The sequence below is a fragment of the Brevundimonas sp. genome, from assembly GCF_030656255.1.
In the GTDB taxonomy this organism is placed as follows: domain Bacteria; phylum Pseudomonadota; class Alphaproteobacteria; order Caulobacterales; family Caulobacteraceae; genus Brevundimonas.
In genome coordinates this window covers 1-21,157 of sequence record NZ_JAUSOE010000033.1, presented here as the reverse complement: position 1 = coordinate 21,157, position 21,157 = coordinate 1, and the positions used below count along the sequence as shown (strand labels likewise).

The following is a 21,157-nucleotide window of genomic DNA, read 5'->3' as shown; positions in this document are numbered from 1 at the left end:
ATCTCATGGTCAACAAGATCCTATCCCCCGACCGACAGGGCCTGGCGGAAGAACGCCTGGCGGCGCCGGACGTCCATCATGAACCGCAAGGTTTCTCGGACCGGTTCGCCCTGGGCTTCACCAAGCTGCTGCGCTTTTCCGCCGACACCTTCTTCGCCAAACGCTACGGCCACCGCGCCATCGTGCTGGAGACGGTCGCGGCCGTGCCCGGCATGGTCGGGGCGACGATCCAGCACCTCACCTGCCTGCGCCGCATGAAGGACGACGACGGCTGGATCCGCACCCTGATGGAAGAGGCGGAAAACGAGCGCATGCACCTGATGACCTTCATCGAGGTGGCCAAGCCGACCTATTTCGAGCGGCTGGTGATCCAGATCGCCCAGGCCGTCTTCTATGTGGGCTTCTTCCTGCTCTATCTCGTGTCGGCCCGCACCGCCCACCGGGTCGTCGGCTATTTCGAGGAAGAGGCCGTGATCAGCTACACCCTCTATCTCAAGGAGATCGACGAGGGCCGGTCGCCCAATGTGCCGGCGCCTGAGATCGCCAAACACTATTGGAAGATGGCGCCCGACGCGACGCTGCGAGACGTGGTGCTTGTCGTCCGGGCCGATGAAGCCCACCATCGCGACGTCAACCACGGCTTCGCCAGCTCGCTGAACGGCGAAGCCGTCGATCACGGCCTGTCGGCCCCCTACCCCGCCCACGCGGCCGAAATCCGCGCCTGAAGACAGGGGTGATGGAGGGGGTGCGACGCCCGCCCCCTCGGTCGCCTTGCTGGAGAGGGCGTCAGGTTGATGTCAGGTTCGACGCTCAGTCTGACGCCGCCGCGCGCCTGCGCCCGGCCACTGCTTACCCCTTTTCCGGAGGCGTCCCCCATGAAGAAGATACTGATCCCTTCATGGTCCCCGGCGATGATGCAGGCGCCGGCCGCGCGCCTTGAGCGCTGGCGTCGTCGGGAAAATCCGGTCATGTCGATGACGACCGGCTGGACGCGGGGCGCCGGCGGAACGGATGTCGATCATGCGTCTCCTTCTCGTTGAAGACACGGCGCGACTGGGCGATCTGCTCAGGGAAGGCCTGTCCCGCGACGGCTTCATGGTGGACTGGCGCCGGGACATCGCAGGGGCGACGGACGCGGCCGCCAGCGCCGCCTATGATCTCATCCTGCTCGACCTGGGTCTGCCGGACGGCGACGGCCTGGACTGGGTGCGGGCGCTTCGGCGGGCCGCCGACCTGACGCCGATCCTGGTCCTGACCGCGCGCGGCGGGCTGGAGGATCGGGTCACCGGCCTGGACGCCGGGGCGGACGACTATCTGGTCAAGCCGTTCGACGCGGCCGAGCTGTCGGCGCGGTGCCGGGCGATCCTGCGTCGGCCGGGCCGTCGCATGGCGCCGGTTCTACAAGTCGGCGGACTGAGGTTCGACGTCGCCGCGCGCCAGGCGGCGCATGGCGACGTCCCGATCGACCTGTCGCGCCGCGAGGGCGATCTTCTGGAGGCCCTGATGCGTCGGGCCGGCTCAGTCGTCACGCGGGGCGCGCTGGAAGAGTCGCTGTACGCCTTCAACGAACCGGTCACGCCCAACGCCGTCGAGATGGCCGTCTCGCGATTGCGGCGCAAGCTGGACGACGCCGGCTGCACCGGGGTGCTGCATACGGTCCGGGGCCTGGGCTATCTGATGCGGGACGCCGTCGCATGACCCGGCCGCCGTCCATTTTTCAGCGATTGACGCTCGGCTTCGCCCTGATGAGCCTGATCGGCGGCTGCGTCCTGCTGCTGTTCGTCGGTCTGGAATACGGCCTGTCGTCCCGCGCCCGGCGCGACGAAATCCGGTTCGTCGGCATCGCGAACGAGGTGGCCGATCACGTCGTGACGCCCCTGCTGGTGCTGATCGTCCCCATGGGCCTGGCGACCCTGTGGGTGATCCGTTCCTCTCTGCGCCCCCTCGCCTTGGCCGGCGAACGCATCGAGGCCGCCCAGGCGGCGGACAAGGGGTTTCGGGTCGAGGCTCACGACTTTCCGGCCGAAGCCACCGGGTTCGCAGACGCTGTCAACGGCCTCCTGGCGCGGCTCGACGAGGCGGCGACACGCCAGGAGGCCTTCGCCGCCGACGTCGCCCATGAATTGAGGACGCCGCTGGCGGTTCTGGCCTTGGAACTCGACAGATTGGACTCCCCGGACGGGCAGAGACTGAAGCGGGATGTTTCAGCCCTGTCTCGCCTGGTCGATCAGCTGCTGATCCTGGCGCAACTGGATGCACAGGCGGCGGCCCCTGCGGCAGCGGCGGCGGTCGATCTGAGCGAGATCGCGACGGAAGTCGTGTCGCAATACGCCGCGCTCGCCATCGACGATGACAAGGCTCTGGCCCTGGAGATCAAGGACGCCGCCGTCGTCGAGGGCCGTCGCGAGGCGGTCGCCGCCGCGCTGAGAAATCTGGTCGAGAACGGGTTGCGGGTCACCCCGCCCGGCGGCGTGGTCACGGTGACGGCGGGTCCCGGCGCGCGGCTTTCGGTGATCGACGGCGGGGCCGGGCTCGCGCCGGAACGCCTCGCAGCGCTGAGCCAGAGATATCGCCGGGGCGATCACGCCAGCGCCAGCGGCGCGGGACTGGGCCTGGCCATTGTCGCGCGCATAATGGCGGCCCACGGCGGCCACATCGCAACGCGGCCGAACCAGGCTGAACTGATCCTCGCCTTTCCTTCTTCAAACAGGAGCCGACCATGAGCAGACTTGAACGCCACGCCGAACGCCATCTGGTCGCGCGCATCGGCTGGCTGCGCGCCGCCGTTCTGGGCGCCAATGACGGCCTGGTCTCGACCGCCAGCCTGATCGTCGGCGTGGCCGCCGCACAGACCGGCAAGACCGGCATCCTGGTCGCGGGGGTCGCCGGCCTGGTCGCCGGCGCCATGTCCATGGCGGCCGGCGAATATGTCTCCGTCAGTTCCCAGTCCGACACCGAAAACGCCGACCTGGCGCGCGAAAGAGCCGAACTGGCGACGGACCCGGAGGCCGAAACCCGCGAACTGGCCGGCATCTATCGCAGCCGGGGTGTCGATGAGGCGGTGTCGCTGGAGGTCGCCCGGCAGCTGATGGTTCACGACGCCCTGGGCGCCCACGCCAGGGACGAGCTGGGCATCTCGGAACACACCACCGCCCGTCCGATCCAGGCGGCCCTGACCTCGGCGGCCACCTTCTCGCTCGGCGCCATTCTGCCGCTCGCAGTCGTGCTGGTCTCGCCCGGCTCCCTTATGGTGGCCCTGGTGTCCGGATCCGCACTGATCGGCCTGGCGCTGCTGGGGGGACTCGGTGCGCAGGCTGGGGGCGCGGGCGTCGGCAAGGCGGTCATGCGCGTCACCTTCTGGGGCGCCCTGGCCATGGCGGTGACCGCAGGGATCGGTCACCTGTTCGGAACCGTCGTCTGAAACAGGGACGCGGGCGGGGACGTCCTCAGTCCTCGTCCGCCTCCCCTGCCTCGTCGCCTTCGCCGCCTTCACGCTTCTGATCGGCCTCTCCGGTTTCACCCGCTTCAACGCGCGCGCCCGGCGTGAAGGCCCCGGGATCCATCCGCGTGGCGGCGTAGGCGGACCCCGCGACGACCAGAACCGCCAGGGGCACAGCCACGCGGGCGGGCGGCGCGGCGTCCTGGGCGTCGGGAAAATGAACGGTCGTCTTTCGGCCGGTGATCATCGCGCGGATCAGATTGTCCCGCGACAGGACCGACATGGCGACCACCGCCACGACGTGCAGGGCGATCATCGCCAGCAAGACGTAGCCGATGACCTCATGCATATCCTCGCCGCCCGTCGCCCCGGTGAAGACGGTCGCGGCCGTCAGGGCCAGCAACCCCACCACCGCGATCCCGCCCAGCGGATTATGGCCCATGGACGCATGGACCCGGCCGGCGAACAGACCCTTGACGTGCCCCGCCATCCTGGACGGCCGGATCAGGTTCGAGAACCGCGCATGTTCGCCGCCGACAATCCCCCAGACCAGTCTGAAGGCGATCAGAACAGCAGCCGTCCATCCCGCCGGAACATGCCAGGCGGACAGCGCGCTCTCCTCTTCCGAGGACAGGAAGGCCAAGGCGACCGAGGCGACCAGCGTCCAGTGGAACAGGCGTACGCCCGGATCCCAGACTTTTACGGTTCTTATCGAAGGCGTGGGGTGGGCTGACATGGCGGATCTCCGTTCGGACGGAAATCTGCATGTCGAAACTGACGGCGCCCTGACACCCCCCCGTCTTCGCCGTCGTCACTTCACGCCGTCGCACGCCCCCACGACCGGCTTGCCACGAACCGCCGCCGCCCAGATCGGCCTGGGCGTGTTCATTGTGAAGCATTCATAAAGTTTCGGCGCGTCGTGTGGCCGACCGCGTCTCTGAGCTTGGGGGCATATCTCAGCTCCGGTTCAGGGACTGCGGTCGATGAAATATCTTTCGTTCAAAGCCAGACTTCTTGCGTCCTCGATGGCGCTTCTTTCCGTATTCGGCGCCGCCCAGGCGGCCGCTCAAGATCAGACGTCCGCCGAGGCGGACGCGGCCGAAGTCGCCACGATCATCGTGGTCGGCACGCGCAACGACGCCATGCGCACCCAGATGCGCAGCGACAACGCCGTCAGCGTGATGTCGGCTGAAGACCTGGAACACACGGCGGTTCACAACGTCGCCGAGGCCCTGGCCCTGCTGCCGGGCGTCAGCGTCCAGAACACCGGCAACTCCTTCTTCGGCGGCGTCGACGGCGCCTCGCGCGGCGAGGGCATGTTCGTCGGCGTCCGGGGCATGAACTCCGAGTTCACCCTGGCCCTGATCAACGGCGTCAACGCCGCTCAGGGCATGCCCTATTCGCGTCAGGTGCAGCTGTCGCTGCTGCCGCCGTCGGGCCTGAAGACCATCGTGGTCAACAAGAATTCCACCGCCGACATGGACGGCGACGCCATCGGCGGCACGATCAACTTCGTCACGCCCTCGGCCTTCAGCATGGCCGACGACTACGCGTCCTTGTCCGTTTCCGGCCGGGTCGAAAGCCGCGCCCGCGACTATGACGAAGACGGTCTGGGCGGCGGCGTCAGCGGTGAGATCGCCCGCCGCTTCGGCCAGAACGACCAGTTCGGCCTGTATGTCAGCGCCTTCTACGACAAGCGCAACTTCGCCAACTCCATGATCGCGGGCCTGATGGCCGCCCAGAACGACGGCGGCTGGGCCTATCTGCATTCGGCGACGGACTCGGCCGCAGGCGTCAATCCGGACGGCATGGACCAGGAGGCCAACCTCGCCCTGACCGGCCTGAACGTCGGCGTCTCGACCGGTTACACCGAGCGTTTCGGCGGCAATTTCTCGCTGGACTGGCGCGCCGACGACAGCCTGGACGTCTATCTGCGCGGCTCCTACGCCTTCGCCGAGACCCAGCAGAACTCGACCCTGAACCAGTTCATCCAGAACCGCGCCCGCGTCTACAACGCCGCAACGGGTCTGTATGATCTGAACCTGACCAACTCTTCGGTGCGGGTCTGGTACACGACCAATCCCGAAGACGCGGACCTGAGCACCCTGACCTTCGGAGCCGTGAAGCGCTACGGCGCCTGGACCCTGTCGCCGTCGCTCTTCTACTCCTACGGCGGCAACGACCGCCCGGACCATATCGAAGCCTCGATGCGCAACAACCAGTCGGACAAGTACAACACCGGCTCGATCCTGCCCTACAGCGGCCTGTTCGCCGGCTATGACGCCGACGGCTATCCGATCCCGCTGCTGACTGCGGCGCAGCAGAATCTGGTCAACAACTCGGGAACCGCCCTTCTGGCCCGTCGGGCCGGTCAGCGGACCCAGCAGTTCTCGAACCAGCAGAAGGTCGGCGCCCGCTTCGACGCCCAGTATGATTTCGACAGCGGGGCCCTGTCCTACGTCAAGACCGGAGTGAAGTACGTCGAGAGCCACCGCCGCGTCAGCAGCCACGACTGGACCAACGATCATTTCGCCAACCTGCTGGGCCGCGCCGGCGTGACCTGGGATGAACTGGGTCTGGTCGAGGGCTATTTCGACTCCGCCTATCCCGGCCTCTACGGCATCCGCGCGCCGAAGGTGAACCACGACCGTCTGGTCGAACTGTTCAACCAGTATTTCGACGCCGAGGCCGCAGCGGCCGACCTCTGCTACCTGAACTGCAACACGCTGAAGGGCGACGAGAATGTCGCCGCCGCCTATGTGACCGGCAAATGGAACCTGGGCGCGGTCGAAGTTCTTCCGGGCCTGCGCTACGAGCATACCCAGATCGAGAACACCTACTGGAACAACGACGAAGCAGCGCAGCGGTTCGAATCCAACTCGACCGAATATAACGAATGGCTGCCCAGCCTGTTCGTCAACTATCGACCGACCGATCAAACCGTGTACCGGGCCTCGATCACCCGCGCCTATATGCGCCCGGCCCTGGTTCAACTGGGCGGGTCTGAGACGACCGAGCGCGGCGACAACTCGATCACCGTCACGCGCGGCAACCCCGACCTGAAGACGCTGAAGTCCTGGAACTTCGACACCTCCGCCGAGTGGAGCAACGACTTCGGCGGCTACGCCATGGTCGGCGGCTACTACAAGCAGCTGTCGGACTACATGTACGACAACGGCTCGACGACCGTGAACGGCGGCGAGAACGGCGGCGGGACCGAGTACAACGGCGAGATCTTTGATCGGGTGACCATCGTCTCGCCGACCAACGGCGGCGACGGCTACGTCAAGGGCGTCGAGATTCAGCTGTACCAGGCCTTCGACATGCTGCCCGGCTGGCTTTCGGGCTTCGGCGCCGGGGTCAACTACACCCGTCAGTGGACCGAGGTGGACATCGGCGGCGGCGAGAAGCACCGGATGCAGAACGCGCCGGACGAACTGGCCAACGTCAAGCTGAACTACGCCTGGCGCAACCTGACGCTCGACCTGAACTGGAACTACTCGGGCGAGACGGTCACGGCCTATAATCGCGTCGCCGGCCTGGACTATTGGACCCGGCCGATCCGCCGGACCGACCTGCACGCCGGCTATGCCTTCGACAACGGGGTGATGCTGGACCTGTCGGTGTCCAACCTGTTCGAGGACTACAGCTACTGGGCTCACGTCGGGCGTAACAGCCTGGCGCTTTCGGACGTGGTCAATTCCGGCCGCACCACCCTGCTGACGCTGAAGTACGACTTCTGACGTCGGCGCGGGGGCCCGGCGCGTTTCCCCAGCGCGCCGGGCCTTCATTCTTTGAGATTGTCATGCTCCGCCCGCTCGTCGTCGCCCTGCTCATCGTCCTGATCGGGGCCGAAAGCGCCGCCGCCCAGACGCCGCGCACCCTCGCGGCCCTGGACGAATTGCGAGCAGCGGCGGGCGGACTGAGCGATGCGCATCTGCGGGAAGAGACATTGGCGGGGCTGCAGTCCCGGCCCTGCGTCCGCCACCGGGCGGGTCTGACAGCGGCCGACGAAGACGCGATCCTGGCCGCGCTTCGGGCGGACGGATTGATGCCCGCGTCCGCCGATGGGGCGCAGGCTGAGGTTCAGCGCCTGACGGTCTTTCCGCCGCTGGCGGACGGCGCGGCCTGTCCCGCCCTGCCCCAGACCATGGAATCGGCGCCGGGCGGAAACGCCGGCTCTCATCACGACTGGCCCGGCGGATTGGTCGATCATGAAGCCTTCAACCTGCGCCTGGGCCTGGCCCTGGCCGATCTGTATGAGGCCGAGGGCGGCCTGCCGGTGGATCGCGACGCGGTGATCGCCGCCGTCCTGTGGCATGACTGGGCCAAGGCCCTGGTCCTGGTGTGGAACGATGACGGAAGCCTGCCGCCTGAGCGGCCGATCGCCGGGGCGGGCGCCCATCATGTGCTGGGCCTGGCCGAGGCCATGGCGCGCGGCCTGCCCGAAGCGGAGATTCTGGCCCAGGCCTGCGCCCATGCCGCACCGGTCGGCGATGACCAGCGGACGGTGCAGAACTGGCTGCGGGCGGCGGCGATCATTTCCCGCACCGCCTGGACCGTCCCCGCCGTCCAGACCCGCGAATGCCTGATCAGCAACGCCGCCGACGACAACTGGGTCCATGCCGAGGCGGCGGTCCATGCCGCCGACGCCGCCCTGGCGCGGTTGGCGCCCCGCTTCGGCTATCCGGCCGCTGAAGGCACCGCTTACCGGACGCGCCTGCGCAACCCGATGCTGGAAACCCTCGGCGCGGACCGCATCAAGGCCCTGTCGGATGTCGAGGGCGACGCCGGGGTCGCGCGCGCCCTGCGGGGCGCCGGCTTCTAGAAGACGCTGCGCAGACTGACGACGACGCGCCGACCGGAATCGACCACGTCCGACAGGGCGGTGCTGTCACGTCCCACATGGGCCCAATAGCTGTAGGCCCCGGTCAGGTTTGTCACGATCAGGTCCAGCCGCGTCCGCTCGTCGAACCGCCACCGGGCGCGCGCATCCAGCCGCGCCACGGGCCGGACCCACAGATTGTCCCAGTCGCCCTCCGCCTCCAGAACGTCATAGGCCGACAGATAGGCGCCGGTGTAGTTCAAGCTCAGATAGGCGGCCGCGCGACCCCGGTCGTAGGCCAGTTCCGCATTGCCCAGCCATTCGGGGGCGTTCAGCATCGGCTGGGACCGCCCCAGAACCTCCCCCAGATCGACACGGGACCACTGGCGGCTGAGATTGAGGTCCAAACTGGCCTGACCGCCCAGGTCGAACGGGTCGCCGAGCGGCTGAAACCACTCCATTTCCAGGCCGCGCGTGTCGCCGCGCCCGCCGTTACGGGGCATGACCACTCGGACGGCGGCCTCCTCAGGAACCACGCCGACGTCAAGGCTGGAGCCGCTTTCGTACAGATAGTGATCGATCCGCTTGGCGTAGGCGGACAGGCTGAGCGCGCCGCCGCCCGGCAGCCAGGTCTGATGCGACAGGTCCAGGTTCCAAGCGTCGGCGCTCTTCAGATCCGGATTTCCCCGGGTCACGGTCGTCACCCCGTCCAGGGTCTCGGTCCTGACGCCCCCGCCCAGTTGCATGAAGGCGGGGCGGCTGTACGACCGCCAGGCGGCCGCCCGCCAGACGCCCCGATCATTGGGGCGGTAGGACAGGTTCAGGCTGGGCAGAAGCGTGTCGTAGCGGCTGCGGTTGGCGGCCCACTCGCCGGGCGTCTCGCCCTCGCTCGCATCGGGCAGAACCCAGAACCGGTTGACGATGCGCGTCCTTTCGTGGCGCAGGCCGAACTGCGTCTCCCAGGCTCCGGTCGCATGGGTGGCCATGACATAGACGGCCTGAACGATCTCGCGCCCCGACTGGCTGTTGCAGTTGAGGTTGTTGACGTACAGGGCGCCGCAGGTGTCGAAACTCTCGGTCGTGCGGTTGGCCTCGAACAGGGCCTCGAGCCGGTCGTGATCGATCCGGGGGATCGACCAGTCGTAGAGGCCGGGAAAGACCTCGGCGTAGGTCCCCTTGGCGATCCCCAGCGCCTCCCAGGTCAGACCGGCGGTCTGATAGATGTCGCCGAAGAAGGCGTTGGTCCAGTTCCGGTCGGTCAGGTCCCGGTCGCTGCGCCCCAGTTTGGCGCCGATCCGAAGGTTGCGCCACGGCCCCTGCATCGGCGTGAAGCTCAGGCCGAAGCCGCCCCCGTATCGCATCTGTTCGCTGAACTGCTCGGTGCGCTGGCCGGCGCGACGCGCCACCAGCACCGATCCCGCCTGGTTCAGATCGTCGAACACGTTCTGCGGCCACTGGGGAACCGGCAGGCCGTCGCGATACTGCACCGTCACCCCGCCAAAGGCGCGCGGCGTCCGCCCGATGTTGTACCCATCGTTCTGGTTGATCCAGGCCGAGGCCTCCAGATGGTCGGGGCGGGCGCTCTCGCCGCGGCTGGCGAACAGATAGGGCGTCAATCGCCAGCGGCCGGAGACCGCATCGGCCTTCAGACTGAGCGTCGACAGGGAGACATTATCCGGATTGGTCTCGTACCAGACCCGCGTCGACAGATCCCGGACCGACAGGCGATAGACGCCCGATCCGTCGTCGATCCAGGACTGGGCCCCGCTGACGACCTGGCTGAAGGTGGAATTCTGCTCGGTGCGGGCCTGGGCGTGGGTGGCGTTCAGCCGCAGGTCCAGACCGGGAGCCGCGCGCCAATCCAGCGCCAGGGCGTAGTTCTGCAGGCGACTGCGCCCGCTGGAGACGCCCACGTTCAGGCTTGTCTGAACCAGCCCCTCCTGCGGATTGTCGGCGTTGGGCGCCCCGCCGGCCGCCGAGCCTGAAACCCCATAGGCCCAGCCCCGGTCGTTCTGGGCCGCCATCACCCCCGCCAGTTCCGAATTGACGAAGCTGCGGTCCTCGTGGGCGGCGGCCAGATAGAGGCCGAACTGTCCTGCGGCGCCGAAACGGCGGCCGTGTTCGACGCGGATCGTCTCGCCCAGACCGGATTCGCCGTAGTCCCGCGCGCGGGTCTCGACGCGACCGCCGACGGTGACGGCGGTCCAGGGCGATCGCGACAGATCCGTCGGTCCGGGCGTCTGGAAGTCCAGGGCGGCGCCGATAAAATCACCGTCCAGATCCGCGCGCCCGGTCTTGTGCACCACCACGGTCTGGAAGGCGTCCGGCGGCAGCAGGTTCAGTTGAACCCCGCGCGAATAGGGCAGACCTTGGGCCACCGACACGCCATTGATCATGCTGAGATTGTATTCGGCGTTCAGGCCGCGATAGGCGGCGTACAGACCCTCGCCGCGCGAGGCCGAGTCGATGCCGCCGATAAAGGACCGCCCGGTGTTGATCACCGTCATGCCCGGCAGGTCGCCCAGGGCTTCCGACAGGTTCTGCGCTCCGCCGCGCTCCATGTCCTCGCGCGAAAGGCTGCGCACCGACGTCGGCGCATCCAGATCCGTCGCCAGGCGACGGGCGATCTCGCCGGGCTCCGGACGGCGCCCCCACACCTGTATGGGTTCCAGATCCGCGGTCGGAGCCTCTATCGGGGGCGGCGGCGACAACCGGGGCCGGGCGACGATAACGAAGGTTCGGCTGTCCACCCGACGCGCCGCGAACCCCGCGTCGGCCAAGGCCAGGTCGAAAGCGCGCGCTGTCTCGAACCGCCCGACGACGGCGCGGCTCCGTCGCCCCTCAAGCCGTTCCGCCGGAAACAGGATCTGGACCCGCCCCTGCCGCGCCAGGGCCCGCAACGCCTCAGCCAGCGGCTGGGCGGGAACATCGAAGACCGGAGCCCGCCCGGCGGCCGACACCGACGACGGCAGGATCGCGACGGCCAGGACCGCTCCGCCGACAGACCGTAGGAAAGCGTGACGACCGCCACAGCCCATGTGGGACGATCCGTGATGAACCCCGCGACTGCGAGGCTTCTATGGGGCGGCTGCAATGGATTGATGACATTCGCGGCCCACGGATTTGGCGGCCTGTCGACGGCGCTGCGTCTCTTGAGGTACAGGCTTGCGAGTTCGGATGTTTGACGGCGTCGCCCCATCGATGACAGCTTCACGAAAGCCCGCCGATCCGGCGGTCGCGATCATGGCCGAGCTGATGCAGCGGTTTGATGCGCGACTGCGTCTGTACCTGCGTCGCTTCCTCGCGCCCGCCGATGTCGAGGACGCCTTGCAGGACATCTATCTGCGGCTCACACGGCTGGCGGGCCGGGTTCCTCCGCCCGATTTCAACGCCACCTATGTCTTCAAGACCGCCGACAGCGTGGCGCGCGACCTGCGCCGGCGACGGTTGGGACGCGGCGGCGACAGCCATGTCGAGGTGTCTGACGATCTGGCCCACGACGCCCCTTCCCCTTTTGACGAGGTGCGCTGGCAACAGAACGCCGACCTGCTGCGCCGCGCCATCGCTTCGCTGACGCGCGATCAGCGGATGGTGCTGATGATGCATCGTGTAGAGGGGCTGACCCTGGTCGAGATCGCCGAACGCCAGCGCATCCCGCTGCGGACGACCCAGCGCCTGCTGGCCGACGCGCTTGCACGTTGTCGGCACAAGCTTAAGGATTGTGGATGGTTCGAACAGTAATTCCATTTCGCCCCCCTGTGCGTGACGCCGAAGCCGAGGCCTTCGTGGCTGAACGCCTGCGCGAAGAGCAGGGCGGGCGCGCCTCGGACGCCGGGTCGAGCGAGATCCAGGCGGTCTGGGACGCGCTGGGCCAGATGGAAGCCGCCGATTTCGTTGCGGACGACGGCCGGGCGGCGACAGGCCGTGTCGTGAACCGCCGCGCCTGGATCGCGGGCGGAACCCTGGCCGCCGGCGTGGCCCTGGGCGGCGTCTTCCTCTGGCGCCAGCAACCCGTGATCTACGAGACCGAGGTCGGCGAGCGCCGCACGATCGCATTGCCAGACGGCTCCCAGGTCACTCTGAACACGGCCAGCCGCATATCGGCGCGGTTCGCCGGGCGTCAGCGCGAGGTCGTGCTGGAATCGGGAGAAGCCTTCTTCGCGGTGGCGCATCAGGATGACGCCCCCTTCGACGTCCTCAGCCACGCGGCGCGCATCCGCGTCACCGGCACCCGGTTCAACGTGTACCGCCATGCGACCTTCACCGACGTCGATCTGCTACAGGGCGGCGTGGCTGTGGGACCGGCGGCGGAGCCTTCGCAAGCGCGCCTTCACCTTCGCGCCGGACAGGCCGTACGTCTGTCATCGGCCGGAGACCCCGGCCCGGTCTCCGCCGCACAGGGCAGCCGTATCGACGACTGGCGCCAGGGCCGCATCAGCTTCGACCGCACGTCGCTGCGTGCGGCGGTCGTCGAGATGAACAGATACAGCAACGCGCCGCTGCGCATCCTGAACCCGTCGCTGAACGCTCTGGAGATCGACGGGGTCTTCGAGGCCGGCGATACGGCGGCCTTCGCCAAGGCGCTGGGGCGGCTGCACGGCGTGTCGGTTCGCTTCGACAGAGGGGCGTGGACGCTGTCCTGATAAGTCACGGCTGGCCGGCCTCCGGCGCACGAGACCGGCTTCCCGCCAAAAGCCACGAGCGCCTGATGCGCGTGCAGGACCTCATAGCGGCGGTCAGGCGTCGGCCCAGAGCAAGGTGGCCCGGCCGGCGCTAGACAACGACAAGGGCTGGCGCGTTACAGGGCGCGGATTCCGGTCAAAGAAAAAGCCGCCATCCTTACGGATGGCGGCTGTTTTGTTTGGGTGCGGGAGCCCGCACTGGCCACGGTATTATATTTTGCATGATCGATGTGCCAGCCTGACCGCAAAGCGCTAGGGCCAGACATTGGCGGCATGCCGGAAACACGACATTCAGCCATGCCGTCTGAGCCAGGGAACGTCCGCTTTTCGGTCCGGCACCTTTGGCAGTTCCCGACCCTGAGCGCACGTCTACGCTGCGGAGGACCGCATCTTGTCGAGCTGCGTTTGCAAGATGAAGGTGTCACGCCGAATGTCGGCCCTCGGAATGTCGCTCCATTTAGAAAGCACCTCCGTCAGCGCCTCCCAAAGACCATCCACCCTTACCGCTCCTCCAGAGAGCGCAAACTTACCGAAATTCAGCGCACTTACCTTCGTCGCCAAGCCGCCGAGGGTCGTGCAGTCATCAGGCAAAACGCCAGGATTCCGCTAACCATGGCTATGCCGAGCACCAACCCCAAGGCGGTTACGATCCAGACCGATTTTCCAGCGATAGCGGCGAGCAGGACGGCAAAAAGTGCGGCGAATACCAGCACACCGCCTATCGCGGTTACCCAGCGCCCCTGCGGCCCCGGCATTTGGAGCCCACTATCGTGCCCCAACTGACGGAGGCATAAGCGTGCATTTGATCCGGCGCACTGGGTCAACGACGTGTTTAGCCTGAAATCGGCCCCAGGATGCAGACACCGCAATGCCTTCCGCAGACGATAGAACGCCATTGAGGTGATGCACGCCCCGCCCGTACCAATTTGCTCAGCAAAGCGGGCATGGAGCAGATCGTAGATGTCTCCGCCGGTCTTGCAGGCAACAGCCTCGTCGTCGCTGATCTTGAGCGCGAACACCTTCTCCAGCCCGGCAACCGCCTCCACTGGGTCAAAGTCACGTCTAGCCCAAGCGTGTTCTGCATGACCCCACGCTAGCCCGCTGCGCGGCAGCTAACCACCCCTAGCCGCAGTTCGGGGCGTCCGATCTCGGGCTGTGGGCCGATGTCCGATTTTCGGGCTGGTGTCGATGTCGTGGTCCGACCTTATCAACCCTCTGGGCTCTAACAATGATCAAGGCACCAGAGCGGGGCACGTCAATAAAGGTCAAGCTAAAGGCAGAGTTAAGGAGGATTGCGTATAACCGCCTTGAGGTCGATTTAACAGCATTCGTCAAACATGTTCTCATGACGCGCAGCAGTAGGCCGCGCTTGTGGGTACGGGCATGACGAAACGTTTGTCTATCGATGCTGCGCTGGTGGTGAAGAACGTCGCGGGCCTCCGGCACTCCATACTCGATGCTTTTGAAGAAGATGACACGATCAGCCTCGACCTTGTCGATGATCAGGCTGTTGATCTGTGCGGCCTTCAACTGATCGAGTCCGCCCGGCGCCACGCGCGCGCCGTCGGCAAGACCTTGGTCCTCGAACGTCCTGCGGCGGGTTTCAGGTCTGTGCTGGACGCAGCCGGCTTCCTGAGGGACGCCCCCTCCGACGATCTTCAGTTCTGGTTTCACGATACATCCCCGCAATGACGGCTTCGATTCTCACGGTTGACGACTCGCCCAGCATCCGGGTCGCACTAAAGATCGCTTTGACCAACGCCGGTTATTCGGTGGCCGAGGCGGTCAACGGCGCCGAAGGCATCGAAAAGGCCAAGGCCAGCGCCTTCGACCTGATCATCACCGATCTGAACATGCCCGTCATGGACGGTCTGACCATGATCGAGGAAATGCGGCGGATGCCCGACCAGATGGGCGTGCCGATCGTCTTCCTGACCACGGAATCCGATGAAGGGTTCAAGGCGCGGGCCAAGGCGGCCGGCGCCACCGGATGGCTGACCAAGCCTTTCGATCCGGATCAACTGGTGCGCGTGGCCAAGAAGGTTCTGGGACGATGAGCGACGAAGCCATCGCCGTCTTCCAAGTGGAGGCGAGAGAAAATCTGGAGTTGATCGAGCAGGGCCTGCTCGACCTGCTGGACCGGCCCGAGGATCGTGATCTGGTGGACGCCGTTTTTCGGGGGCTGCACACCCTGAAGGGGTCCGGGTCCATGTTCGGCTTCGACGCCCTGGCCGGTTTCACCCACCACTGCGAGACCGCCTTCGACCGCGTCCGCAAAGGCGAGGTGGCGGCCACGACGGACCTGGTGTCGGCCGTTCTGGCGGCGCGAGACCATATGCGTCGCCTGATGGAGGATCCGTCGGGTGATCACGGCGCGGCGGGCGACGTCCTGCTGGCCGACCTGGAACGGGCTGTGCGTGAAGCGGACGGGATGGCGCCCATCGCCGCCGCCCCCGCCCAGACGGCCTGGCGCATCCGGTTCGACCTGCCGTCCAACGCCTTCAAGAACGGCACCAATCCGCTGGCCCTGCTGGCCGAGCTTCGCGATCTGGGCGAGGCGCGCGTCGTGGCGGACGCCTCGCGCGTGCCGCCGCTGAGCCAGATCGAGCCCACCGACCATTACCTCGCCTGGGACGTGACCCTGACCACCGATCAAGGGCGTGCGGCGATCGAGGATGTCTTCATCTTCGTGATGGACGACATGAACCTGTCGATCGAGGCCCTGGACGCGTCGGATGCGGACACGGTCGTTGCGAACCCGGCCGCTGCGGCCGAGATCGTCGCCGAGGTCCCTTCGATCGTGCCGCAGCCGGTCGCGTCTGCTCCGGTCACGGCTCCGATCCAGGCCGCCGCCCCGACCGCTCCAGACACTGCCGACGCCGGCGCCGCCAAGACGGCCAAGCCCAGCGAGAGCGTGCGGGTGCCTGCCGATCGCCTGGACGAACTGATGGACCGGGTCGGGGAGCTGGTCATCGCCCAGTCCCGCCTGAGCCAGATCGCCAACTCCGGCGTCGACACCGCCCTGCGCGCCGTCTCGGAAGAGATCGAACGCCTGTCGGGCGAGCTTCGCGACACCATGATGGTGTTGCGCATGGTGCCGGTGGCGACCCTGTTCGGCCGCTTCCGCCGCCTGGTCCATGACCTGGCCCGCGAGACCGGCAAGGTCATCGAACTGTCGACCGACGGCGAAACGACCGAGATCGACAAGACCGTCATCGAACGCCTGGCCGACCCCCTGGTCCACCTGATCCGCAACGCCGCCGACCACGGTCTGGAGACGGCCGAGGATCGGGCCGCCGCCGGCAAGCCCGCCACGGGCCGCATCCGCCTGTCGGCCCATCAGTCGGGCGGCGAAGTGGTCATCACCATCCGCGACGACGGCCGGGGCATCGACCGCGACCGCGTCCGCGCCAAGGCGGAGACGCAGGGGCTGATCGAACCCGGCGCGGCGCTCAGCGACCATGATCTGCTGCAACTGGTCTTCCATCCCGGCTTCTCGACGGCGGCGGCGGTGACCAATCTGTCCGGCCGTGGCGTCGGCATGGACGTGGTCAAGCGCACCATCGAGGCGCTGCGCGGCTCCATCGACATCGCCAGCCGTCCGGGCGAGGGCTCGGAGGTGTCGCTGCGCATCCCGCTGACCCTGGCCATCATCGACGGTCTGCTGGTCCGCGTCGGCCAGGGCCGTTACGTCATCCCGCTCGGCGCCGTCGAGGAATGCCTGGAACTGTCGCTGGACGAGGATCTGCGCTCGCGCGGCCGCAGCTTCATCTCGCTGCGCAACAGCCTGGTGCCCTATCTGCGCCTGCGCGAAATGTTCGAGACCGGCACCCCGCCCGAACTGCACCAGAAGGTCGTGGTCGTCTCGACCGGGACCGAGCGGATCGGCCTGGTGGTCGATCAGATCATCGGCGACCACCAGACGGTGATCAAGTCGATGTCCAAGCTCCATTCCGGCCTGCCGACCTTCTCGGGCGCCACCATCCTGGGCGACGGCGGCGTCGCCCTGATCCTGGACGTCGGCCACCTGGTCGCCAAGGGCCAGCAGCAGGAGGCGCAGATGCGCGAAGCCGTATGAGCACCCAGACCGAACTCACCACCGCGCCCGGCTGGACCGGCGCCGAACAGGTCGAGGTCCTGACCTTCGAACTGAACGGGGAACTGTTCGCGCTTCACGCCGTCGGCGTGCAGGAGATCATGGATCTGGCGCCCGAAACGGTCGTGCCCGGCGCCGGCGCCTTCGCCGGTTCGGTGATCAACTTCCGGGGCAAGGTCATTCCCCTGTCCGACCTGCGCGTGGCCTTCGGGCTGGAGCGGGGCGCCGCCACCATCGACAGCCGGATCGTCGTCATCGAGATCGAACTCGGCGGCGAACCGACCCTGGTCGGCCTGCGCACCGACAAGGTCCACGAAGTCACCACCCTGGCCCGCGCCGACTCGGAGGCGCCGCCCAGCGTCGGCATGCGCTGGCGGCCCGAGTTCATCCAATGCCTGGTCAAGCGGGGCGGCGAGTTCATCGTCGTTCCCGACCTCCAGACCATCTTCAACCAACAGCAGGACGCCCGTCAGCCGGTCGCGTCCACCACCCGTCATTGACCGGCTATCGGGGGAGATCAGCCATGCGTTTCACCATCAAAGCAAAACTTGCCGTAGCTTTCGGCTTTCTCATTCTCGCTTTGGCGGGGGTCGCCGGATACGGCATCTTCAGCCTGGGCGTCGCCAAAGACGCAATGGATGAGGTGGTTGACGGGGCTGTCGTTCGCCTCGACAAGATGCACCAGCTCAACAGCTACGCCTTGATTATCGTACGTGCGCAGAAGAATGTGGTTCTAGCGCGGACGCCCGAAGAAATGCAGCATCAGATCGAAGCTGGCGATGAGGCGCGCGCGGAATATCAGGAGATCTTCAACGAGATGCACGGGTCGGCCTCTGAGGCGACTCGGGCCCTGTGGGCGGACATAAAGGCCAAGACAGAGGCGTTCGAGCGGACCGACGACAAGGTTCGCGCCCTCGCCGCCGCGGGTGACACCGCTGGTGCGGCCGCTTATTCGGGCGGCGAAGGCCGCGATGCTGCGGTGGCGCTGACCGAGAAGCTGTATGAGGGCGTCCAACTCAACCGCGACCGGGCCGAGGCGGCCCAGGCGGCTGCGGACAAGGACTATCAAAATACCCGCACCCTTCTGATCACCCTGTCAATCTTGGCGATCGCCTTGGCCATTTTCGCCGCCCTGTGGATCGCCTTGGGCATCAGCGCCGGCCTGAGCCGCCTTATGACCGTGGCCGACGCCGTCGCCATCGGCGATCTGGACGAGCGGGTCGAGATCAAGTCGAACGACGAGATCAAGGACCTGGTCAACGCCTTCAACAGGCTGACGGACAACCTAAAGGCCACCGCCGCCATGGCCGACGAGATCGCCAACGGCGACCTGACGGTCCAGCCCCGGCCGCTGTCGGACAAGGACTCCTTGGGCATCTCGCTGCAGTCGATGGTGGAGCGCCTGCGCGGCGTCGTCAGCGACGCCCTGTCGGCGGCCGACAACGACTCGTCGGGCAGCCAGGAACTGACGGCCACATCGGAACAGATGAGCCAGGGCGCGACCGAACAGGCCGCCGCCGCCGAACAGGCCTCGGCCTCGATGGAAGAGATGGCCGCCAATATCAAGCAGAACGCCGACAACGCCGCCCAGACCGAGAAGATCTCGCGTCAGTCCTCCAAGGACGCCGAGGCCAGCGGCGAGGCGGTCAACCGCGCCGTCGACGCCATGCGCACCATCGCCGACAAGATCGGCATCGTGCAAGAGATCGCCCGCCAAACCGACCTGCTGGCCCTGAACGCGGCGGTCGAGGCCGCCCGCGCCGGGGAACACGGCAAGGGCTTCGCCGTCGTCGCCTCGGAAGTGCGCAAACTGGCTGAACGCAGCCAGACGGCCGCCGCCGAAATCGGCGCCGTGTCGGGCGACACGGTCAAGGCGGCCCAGGAAGCCGGCGAAATGCTGCAACGCCTGGTGCCGGATATCCGCAAGACGGCCGAACTGGTGTCGGAGATCAGCGCCGCCTGCCGCGAGCAGGACGTGGGCGCCAGCCAGATCAACGAGGCCATCCAGCAACTGGACAAGGTGACCCAGCAGAACGCCGGCGCGTCCGAGCAGATGTCGGCCACCTCCGAGGAACTGGCGGCCCAGGCCGAGGAACTGCAGACCTCGATCGCCTTCTTCCGCACCGATACGGCCGGCGGCCGCAGCGGAGCCCGCGCTCCGGCCCGCGCCCCCGCTCGCGTCTCGACCTTCAAGTCCCCGGCCAAGCCGGCGGCTCGCCCGGCGCCCAAGGCTGCGCCGTCCAAGCCCGCCGTCCACGCCCAGCAGGCTCGCGCCAAGGGCTTCGCCCTGGACCTGGCGACCGGCGGCGCGGACGCCGAGGACATGGACTTCCGGGAGAGCGCCTGATGCCTGAAACCGCCAAGGGTCAAGGCGCAGCCGAGGGCCAGTATGTCACCTTCGGCCTGGGCGACGAACTCTTCGCCGCCCCGGTCGGCCTGGTGCGGGAGATCCTGACCTATCAGGCCCCCTCGCGCATCCCCAACAGTCCGGACTATCTGCTGGGCCTGACGGACGTACGGGGGCAGGGGGTTCCCACGGCGGATCTTCGGATCCGCCTGGGCATGACGCCGGTCCAGCCCACGCTGAACACCCGTATCCTGGTGCTGGACATTCCGCTGGAGGATCGGGTGCTCAGCCTGGGCCTGGTCGCGGACCGGGTGTTCGAGGTGGCCGTCTTCACCGCCGACCAGATCGAGCCGTCGCCCGACATCGGGGTGAAGTGGCGCTCGGACTATATCTCGGGCGTGGTGCGTCGCGAGGACGGCTTCGTCGTCCTGATCGATCTGCCCCGACTGCTGTCCAGCACGGACACCGTCTCCCTGGCGTCCTTCCCCAACATCGACCGCGCAGCCTGACGGCCGCCGGCGTTTCCTGGAAAGAACAATATAATGCGCGCTACGATTAAGATGAAGCTGGCCGGGGCCTTCGCCGCTGTGCTGGCGATCGCTATGATTCTCGGCGTCGTCGGCGTCATGAAGATGAGCGGGATCAACGACCAATCGACCATCATTACGAAAAACTGGATGCCGAGCATCGACTCGGTCCACACGATCAATACGGCCACTTCGGATCTGCGAATTTTACAATATACCCACGTCGTATCGACCGATCCTGCACGCATGGCGGCATTGGATAAGGATATCGCCGCGATACTCGATGCGATAAAAAGTGAGCGCACGAAATATGAAGCCCTGATCTCTTCTGATGAGGAGCGAAACATATACAACCAGTTCGCGAGCAAGTACGAAGATTATCTGCGAGCTGGAGAGCAAATGCTCAACCTGTCTCGCTTGAATCAGACAGAGGCGGCCGCTCAGGCTTTGCAGGCCAGCGAGATACTGTATGACGACATGTCGGCGGATCTGGTGAAACTGGTGAACCTCAACGTCGCTGGCGGCGCAGCCGCTAGCGCCGAGGGCGACAAGGTGTTTGCCGAGGCGCGCAGCCTGTTCATCGCCCTGGTTGTCGCCGGTCTGATCATCGGCGTGGTCGCGGCTCTGTGGATTTCGCGGACCGTCACCATGGGCCTGCGCAAGGTCTCGACGGCGATCGACGCCGTCGCCATCGGCGACCTGAACCAGGATGTCGCCGTGACCACCAACGACGAGATCAAGGATCTGGTCGATACGGTCAACCGGATGACGGCCAACCTGAAGGCCACGGCCGCCATGGCCGACGAGATCGCCCAGGGCGACCTGAGCGTTCAGCCCAAGCCGCTGTCGGACAAGGACATCCTGGGTCTGTCCCTGCAAAGGATGGTCGGCAATCTGAGAGGCACCGCCGCGATGGCGGATGAGATCGCCCAGGGCGACCTGAGCGTTCAGCCCAAGCCCATGTCGGACAAGGACACCTTGGGCATTTCGCTGGAACGGATGGTCGATAATCTCAGGGTCACGGCTTCGATGGCGGACGAGATCGCCAACGGCGACCTGACGGTCCAGCCCAAGCCGCTGTCGGACAAGGACACACTGGGCCTTTCGCTGCAGTCCATGGTGGAGCGCCTGCGCGGCGTCGTCGGCGACGCCCTGTCGGCCGCTGACAACGTCTCGTCGGGCAGTCAGGAACTGTCGGCCACGTCCGAGCAAATGAGCCAGGGCGCGACCGAACAGGCCGC

Annotated in this window: 18 protein-coding genes; 15 read left to right on the top strand and 3 right to left on the bottom strand. The window is 66.8% G+C overall.

What is annotated here, in order from left to right; genetic code table 11:
• The first annotated feature begins 5 nt into the window (after positions 1–5).
• The 4 genes from Q7J26_RS03955 (at position 6) to Q7J26_RS03940 (ending at position 3,421) form a co-directional block, all read left to right on the top strand.
• Positions 6–725 carry an alternative oxidase gene (locus tag Q7J26_RS03955; protein ID WP_304935207.1) on the top strand — a complete coding sequence of 240 codons (720 nt, stop codon included), beginning with the start codon at positions 6–8 and terminating at the stop codon, positions 723–725.
• Positions 726–1,020: 295 nt separating this feature from the next.
• Complete coding sequence (locus Q7J26_RS03950; protein WP_304935206.1) at positions 1,021–1,698, top strand: response regulator transcription factor; 678 nt, start codon at positions 1,021–1,023, stop codon at positions 1,696–1,698.
• Entirely contained in the window at positions 1,695–2,723 is a 1,029-nt protein-coding gene (locus tag Q7J26_RS03945; protein WP_304935205.1) for a HAMP domain-containing sensor histidine kinase, read from the top strand. Before Q7J26_RS03950 ends, Q7J26_RS03945 begins: the two co-directional genes overlap by 4 nt.
• Entirely contained in the window at positions 2,720–3,421 is a 702-nt protein-coding gene (locus Q7J26_RS03940; protein WP_304935204.1) for a VIT family protein, read from the top strand. Before Q7J26_RS03945 ends, Q7J26_RS03940 begins: the two co-directional genes overlap by 4 nt.
• 25 nt (positions 3,422–3,446) lie before the next feature.
• On the opposite strand, the gene Q7J26_RS03935 is transcribed toward Q7J26_RS03940, so the two are convergent.
• A complete protein-coding gene (locus Q7J26_RS03935; RefSeq protein WP_304935203.1) occupies positions 3,447–4,175 on the bottom strand; it encodes a cytochrome b/b6 domain-containing protein in 729 nt (242 codons plus the stop codon).
• Positions 4,176–4,464: 289 nt separating this feature from the next.
• Here Q7J26_RS03935 and Q7J26_RS03930 point away from each other — a divergent pair, with 289 nt between their 5' ends.
• The gene (locus tag Q7J26_RS03930; protein ID WP_304935202.1) at positions 4,465–7,182 is read left to right on the top strand and encodes a TonB-dependent receptor; all 2,718 of its coding nucleotides are present in this window, start codon (positions 4,465–4,467) and stop codon (positions 7,180–7,182) included.
• Positions 7,183–7,244: 62 nt separating this feature from the next.
• Entirely contained in the window at positions 7,245–8,267 is a 1,023-nt protein-coding gene (locus Q7J26_RS03925) for a hypothetical protein (protein ID WP_304935201.1), read from the top strand.
• Here the strand turns inward: Q7J26_RS03925 and Q7J26_RS03920 are convergent.
• Positions 8,264–11,302 carry a TonB-dependent receptor gene (locus tag Q7J26_RS03920; protein ID WP_304935200.1) on the bottom strand — a complete coding sequence of 1,013 codons (3,039 nt, stop codon included), beginning with the start codon at positions 11,300–11,302 and terminating at the stop codon, positions 8,264–8,266. The two genes, Q7J26_RS03925 and Q7J26_RS03920, sit on opposite strands and share 4 nt — an antisense overlap.
• A gap of 163 nt (positions 11,303–11,465) precedes the next feature.
• On the opposite strand from Q7J26_RS03920, the gene Q7J26_RS03915 reads away from it, so the two are divergent.
• Positions 11,466–12,005, top strand: coding sequence for an RNA polymerase sigma factor (locus Q7J26_RS03915; RefSeq protein ID WP_304935199.1), 540 nt, complete (start codon positions 11,466–11,468; stop codon positions 12,003–12,005).
• Between the two features lie 17 nt (positions 12,006–12,022).
• Complete coding sequence (locus tag Q7J26_RS03910; protein WP_304935198.1) at positions 12,023–12,907, top strand: FecR family protein; 885 nt, start codon at positions 12,023–12,025, stop codon at positions 12,905–12,907.
• Between the two features lie 584 nt (positions 12,908–13,491).
• Here Q7J26_RS03910 and Q7J26_RS03905 read toward each other — a convergent pair.
• Entirely contained in the window at positions 13,492–13,965 is a 474-nt protein-coding gene (locus tag Q7J26_RS03905) for a hypothetical protein (protein WP_304935197.1), read from the bottom strand.
• A gap of 364 nt (positions 13,966–14,329) precedes the next feature.
• Here Q7J26_RS03905 and Q7J26_RS03900 point away from each other — a divergent pair, with 364 nt between their 5' ends.
• The 7 genes from Q7J26_RS03900 to Q7J26_RS03870 form a co-directional block, all read left to right on the top strand.
• Positions 14,330–14,638: an STAS domain-containing protein gene (locus Q7J26_RS03900; protein WP_304935196.1), complete on the top strand. Its 309-nt coding sequence runs from the start codon at positions 14,330–14,332 to the stop codon at positions 14,636–14,638.
• Complete coding sequence (locus Q7J26_RS03895; RefSeq protein ID WP_008263549.1) at positions 14,635–15,003, top strand: response regulator; 369 nt, start codon at positions 14,635–14,637, stop codon at positions 15,001–15,003. The genes Q7J26_RS03900 and Q7J26_RS03895 overlap by 4 nt, the downstream gene beginning before the upstream one ends.
• Positions 15,000–17,024 carry a chemotaxis protein CheA gene (locus Q7J26_RS03890; RefSeq protein ID WP_304935195.1) on the top strand — a complete coding sequence of 675 codons (2,025 nt, stop codon included), beginning with the start codon at positions 15,000–15,002 and terminating at the stop codon, positions 17,022–17,024. Before Q7J26_RS03895 ends, Q7J26_RS03890 begins: the two co-directional genes overlap by 4 nt.
• Positions 17,021–17,542, top strand: a complete 522-nt coding sequence (locus tag Q7J26_RS03885) for a chemotaxis protein CheW (RefSeq protein ID WP_304935194.1) — start codon at positions 17,021–17,023, stop codon at positions 17,540–17,542. The genes Q7J26_RS03890 and Q7J26_RS03885 overlap by 4 nt, the downstream gene beginning before the upstream one ends.
• A gap of 23 nt (positions 17,543–17,565) precedes the next feature.
• Positions 17,566–19,389 carry a methyl-accepting chemotaxis protein gene (locus Q7J26_RS03880; protein ID WP_304935193.1) on the top strand — a complete coding sequence of 608 codons (1,824 nt, stop codon included), beginning with the start codon at positions 17,566–17,568 and terminating at the stop codon, positions 19,387–19,389.
• Positions 19,389–19,898 (top strand): chemotaxis protein CheW, encoded by a 510-nt coding sequence (locus Q7J26_RS03875; protein WP_304935192.1) that lies wholly within the window; start codon positions 19,389–19,391, stop codon positions 19,896–19,898. Before Q7J26_RS03880 ends, Q7J26_RS03875 begins: the two co-directional genes overlap by 1 nt.
• Before the next feature lie 33 nt (positions 19,899–19,931).
• A partial coding sequence (locus tag Q7J26_RS03870; RefSeq protein WP_304935191.1) for an MCP four helix bundle domain-containing protein occupies positions 19,932–21,157 on the top strand: 1,226 nt, incomplete at its 3' end.

What these genes read in the sequence shown, in the direction of transcription:
- Q7J26_RS03955 (WP_304935207.1), top strand. Translation starts at nt 6, where the DNA reads ATGGTCAACAAGATCCTATCCCCCGACCGACAGGGCCTGGCGGAAGAA.
- Q7J26_RS03950 (WP_304935206.1), top strand. Translation starts at nt 1,021, where the DNA reads ATGCGTCTCCTTCTCGTTGAAGACACGGCGCGACTGGGCGATCTGCTC.
- Q7J26_RS03945 (WP_304935205.1), top strand. Translation starts at nt 1,695, where the DNA reads ATGACCCGGCCGCCGTCCATTTTTCAGCGATTGACGCTCGGCTTCGCC.
- Q7J26_RS03940 (WP_304935204.1), top strand. Translation starts at nt 2,720, where the DNA reads ATGAGCAGACTTGAACGCCACGCCGAACGCCATCTGGTCGCGCGCATC.
- Q7J26_RS03935 (WP_304935203.1), bottom strand. Translation starts at nt 4,175, where the DNA reads ATGTCAGCCCACCCCACGCCTTCGATAAGAACCGTAAAAGTCTGGGAT.
- Q7J26_RS03930 (WP_304935202.1), top strand. Translation starts at nt 4,465, where the DNA reads ATGGCGCTTCTTTCCGTATTCGGCGCCGCCCAGGCGGCCGCTCAAGAT.
- Q7J26_RS03925 (WP_304935201.1), top strand. Translation starts at nt 7,245, where the DNA reads ATGCTCCGCCCGCTCGTCGTCGCCCTGCTCATCGTCCTGATCGGGGCC.
- Q7J26_RS03920 (WP_304935200.1), bottom strand. Translation starts at nt 11,302, where the DNA reads ATGGGCTGTGGCGGTCGTCACGCTTTCCTACGGTCTGTCGGCGGAGCG.
- Q7J26_RS03915 (WP_304935199.1), top strand. Translation starts at nt 11,466, where the DNA reads ATGACAGCTTCACGAAAGCCCGCCGATCCGGCGGTCGCGATCATGGCC.
- Q7J26_RS03900 (WP_304935196.1), top strand. Translation starts at nt 14,330, where the DNA reads ATGACGAAACGTTTGTCTATCGATGCTGCGCTGGTGGTGAAGAACGTC.
- Q7J26_RS03895 (WP_008263549.1), top strand. Translation starts at nt 14,635, where the DNA reads ATGACGGCTTCGATTCTCACGGTTGACGACTCGCCCAGCATCCGGGTC.
- Q7J26_RS03890 (WP_304935195.1), top strand. Translation starts at nt 15,000, where the DNA reads ATGAGCGACGAAGCCATCGCCGTCTTCCAAGTGGAGGCGAGAGAAAAT.
- Q7J26_RS03885 (WP_304935194.1), top strand. Translation starts at nt 17,021, where the DNA reads ATGAGCACCCAGACCGAACTCACCACCGCGCCCGGCTGGACCGGCGCC.
- Q7J26_RS03880 (WP_304935193.1), top strand. Translation starts at nt 17,566, where the DNA reads ATGCGTTTCACCATCAAAGCAAAACTTGCCGTAGCTTTCGGCTTTCTC.
- Q7J26_RS03875 (WP_304935192.1), top strand. Translation starts at nt 19,389, where the DNA reads ATGCCTGAAACCGCCAAGGGTCAAGGCGCAGCCGAGGGCCAGTATGTC.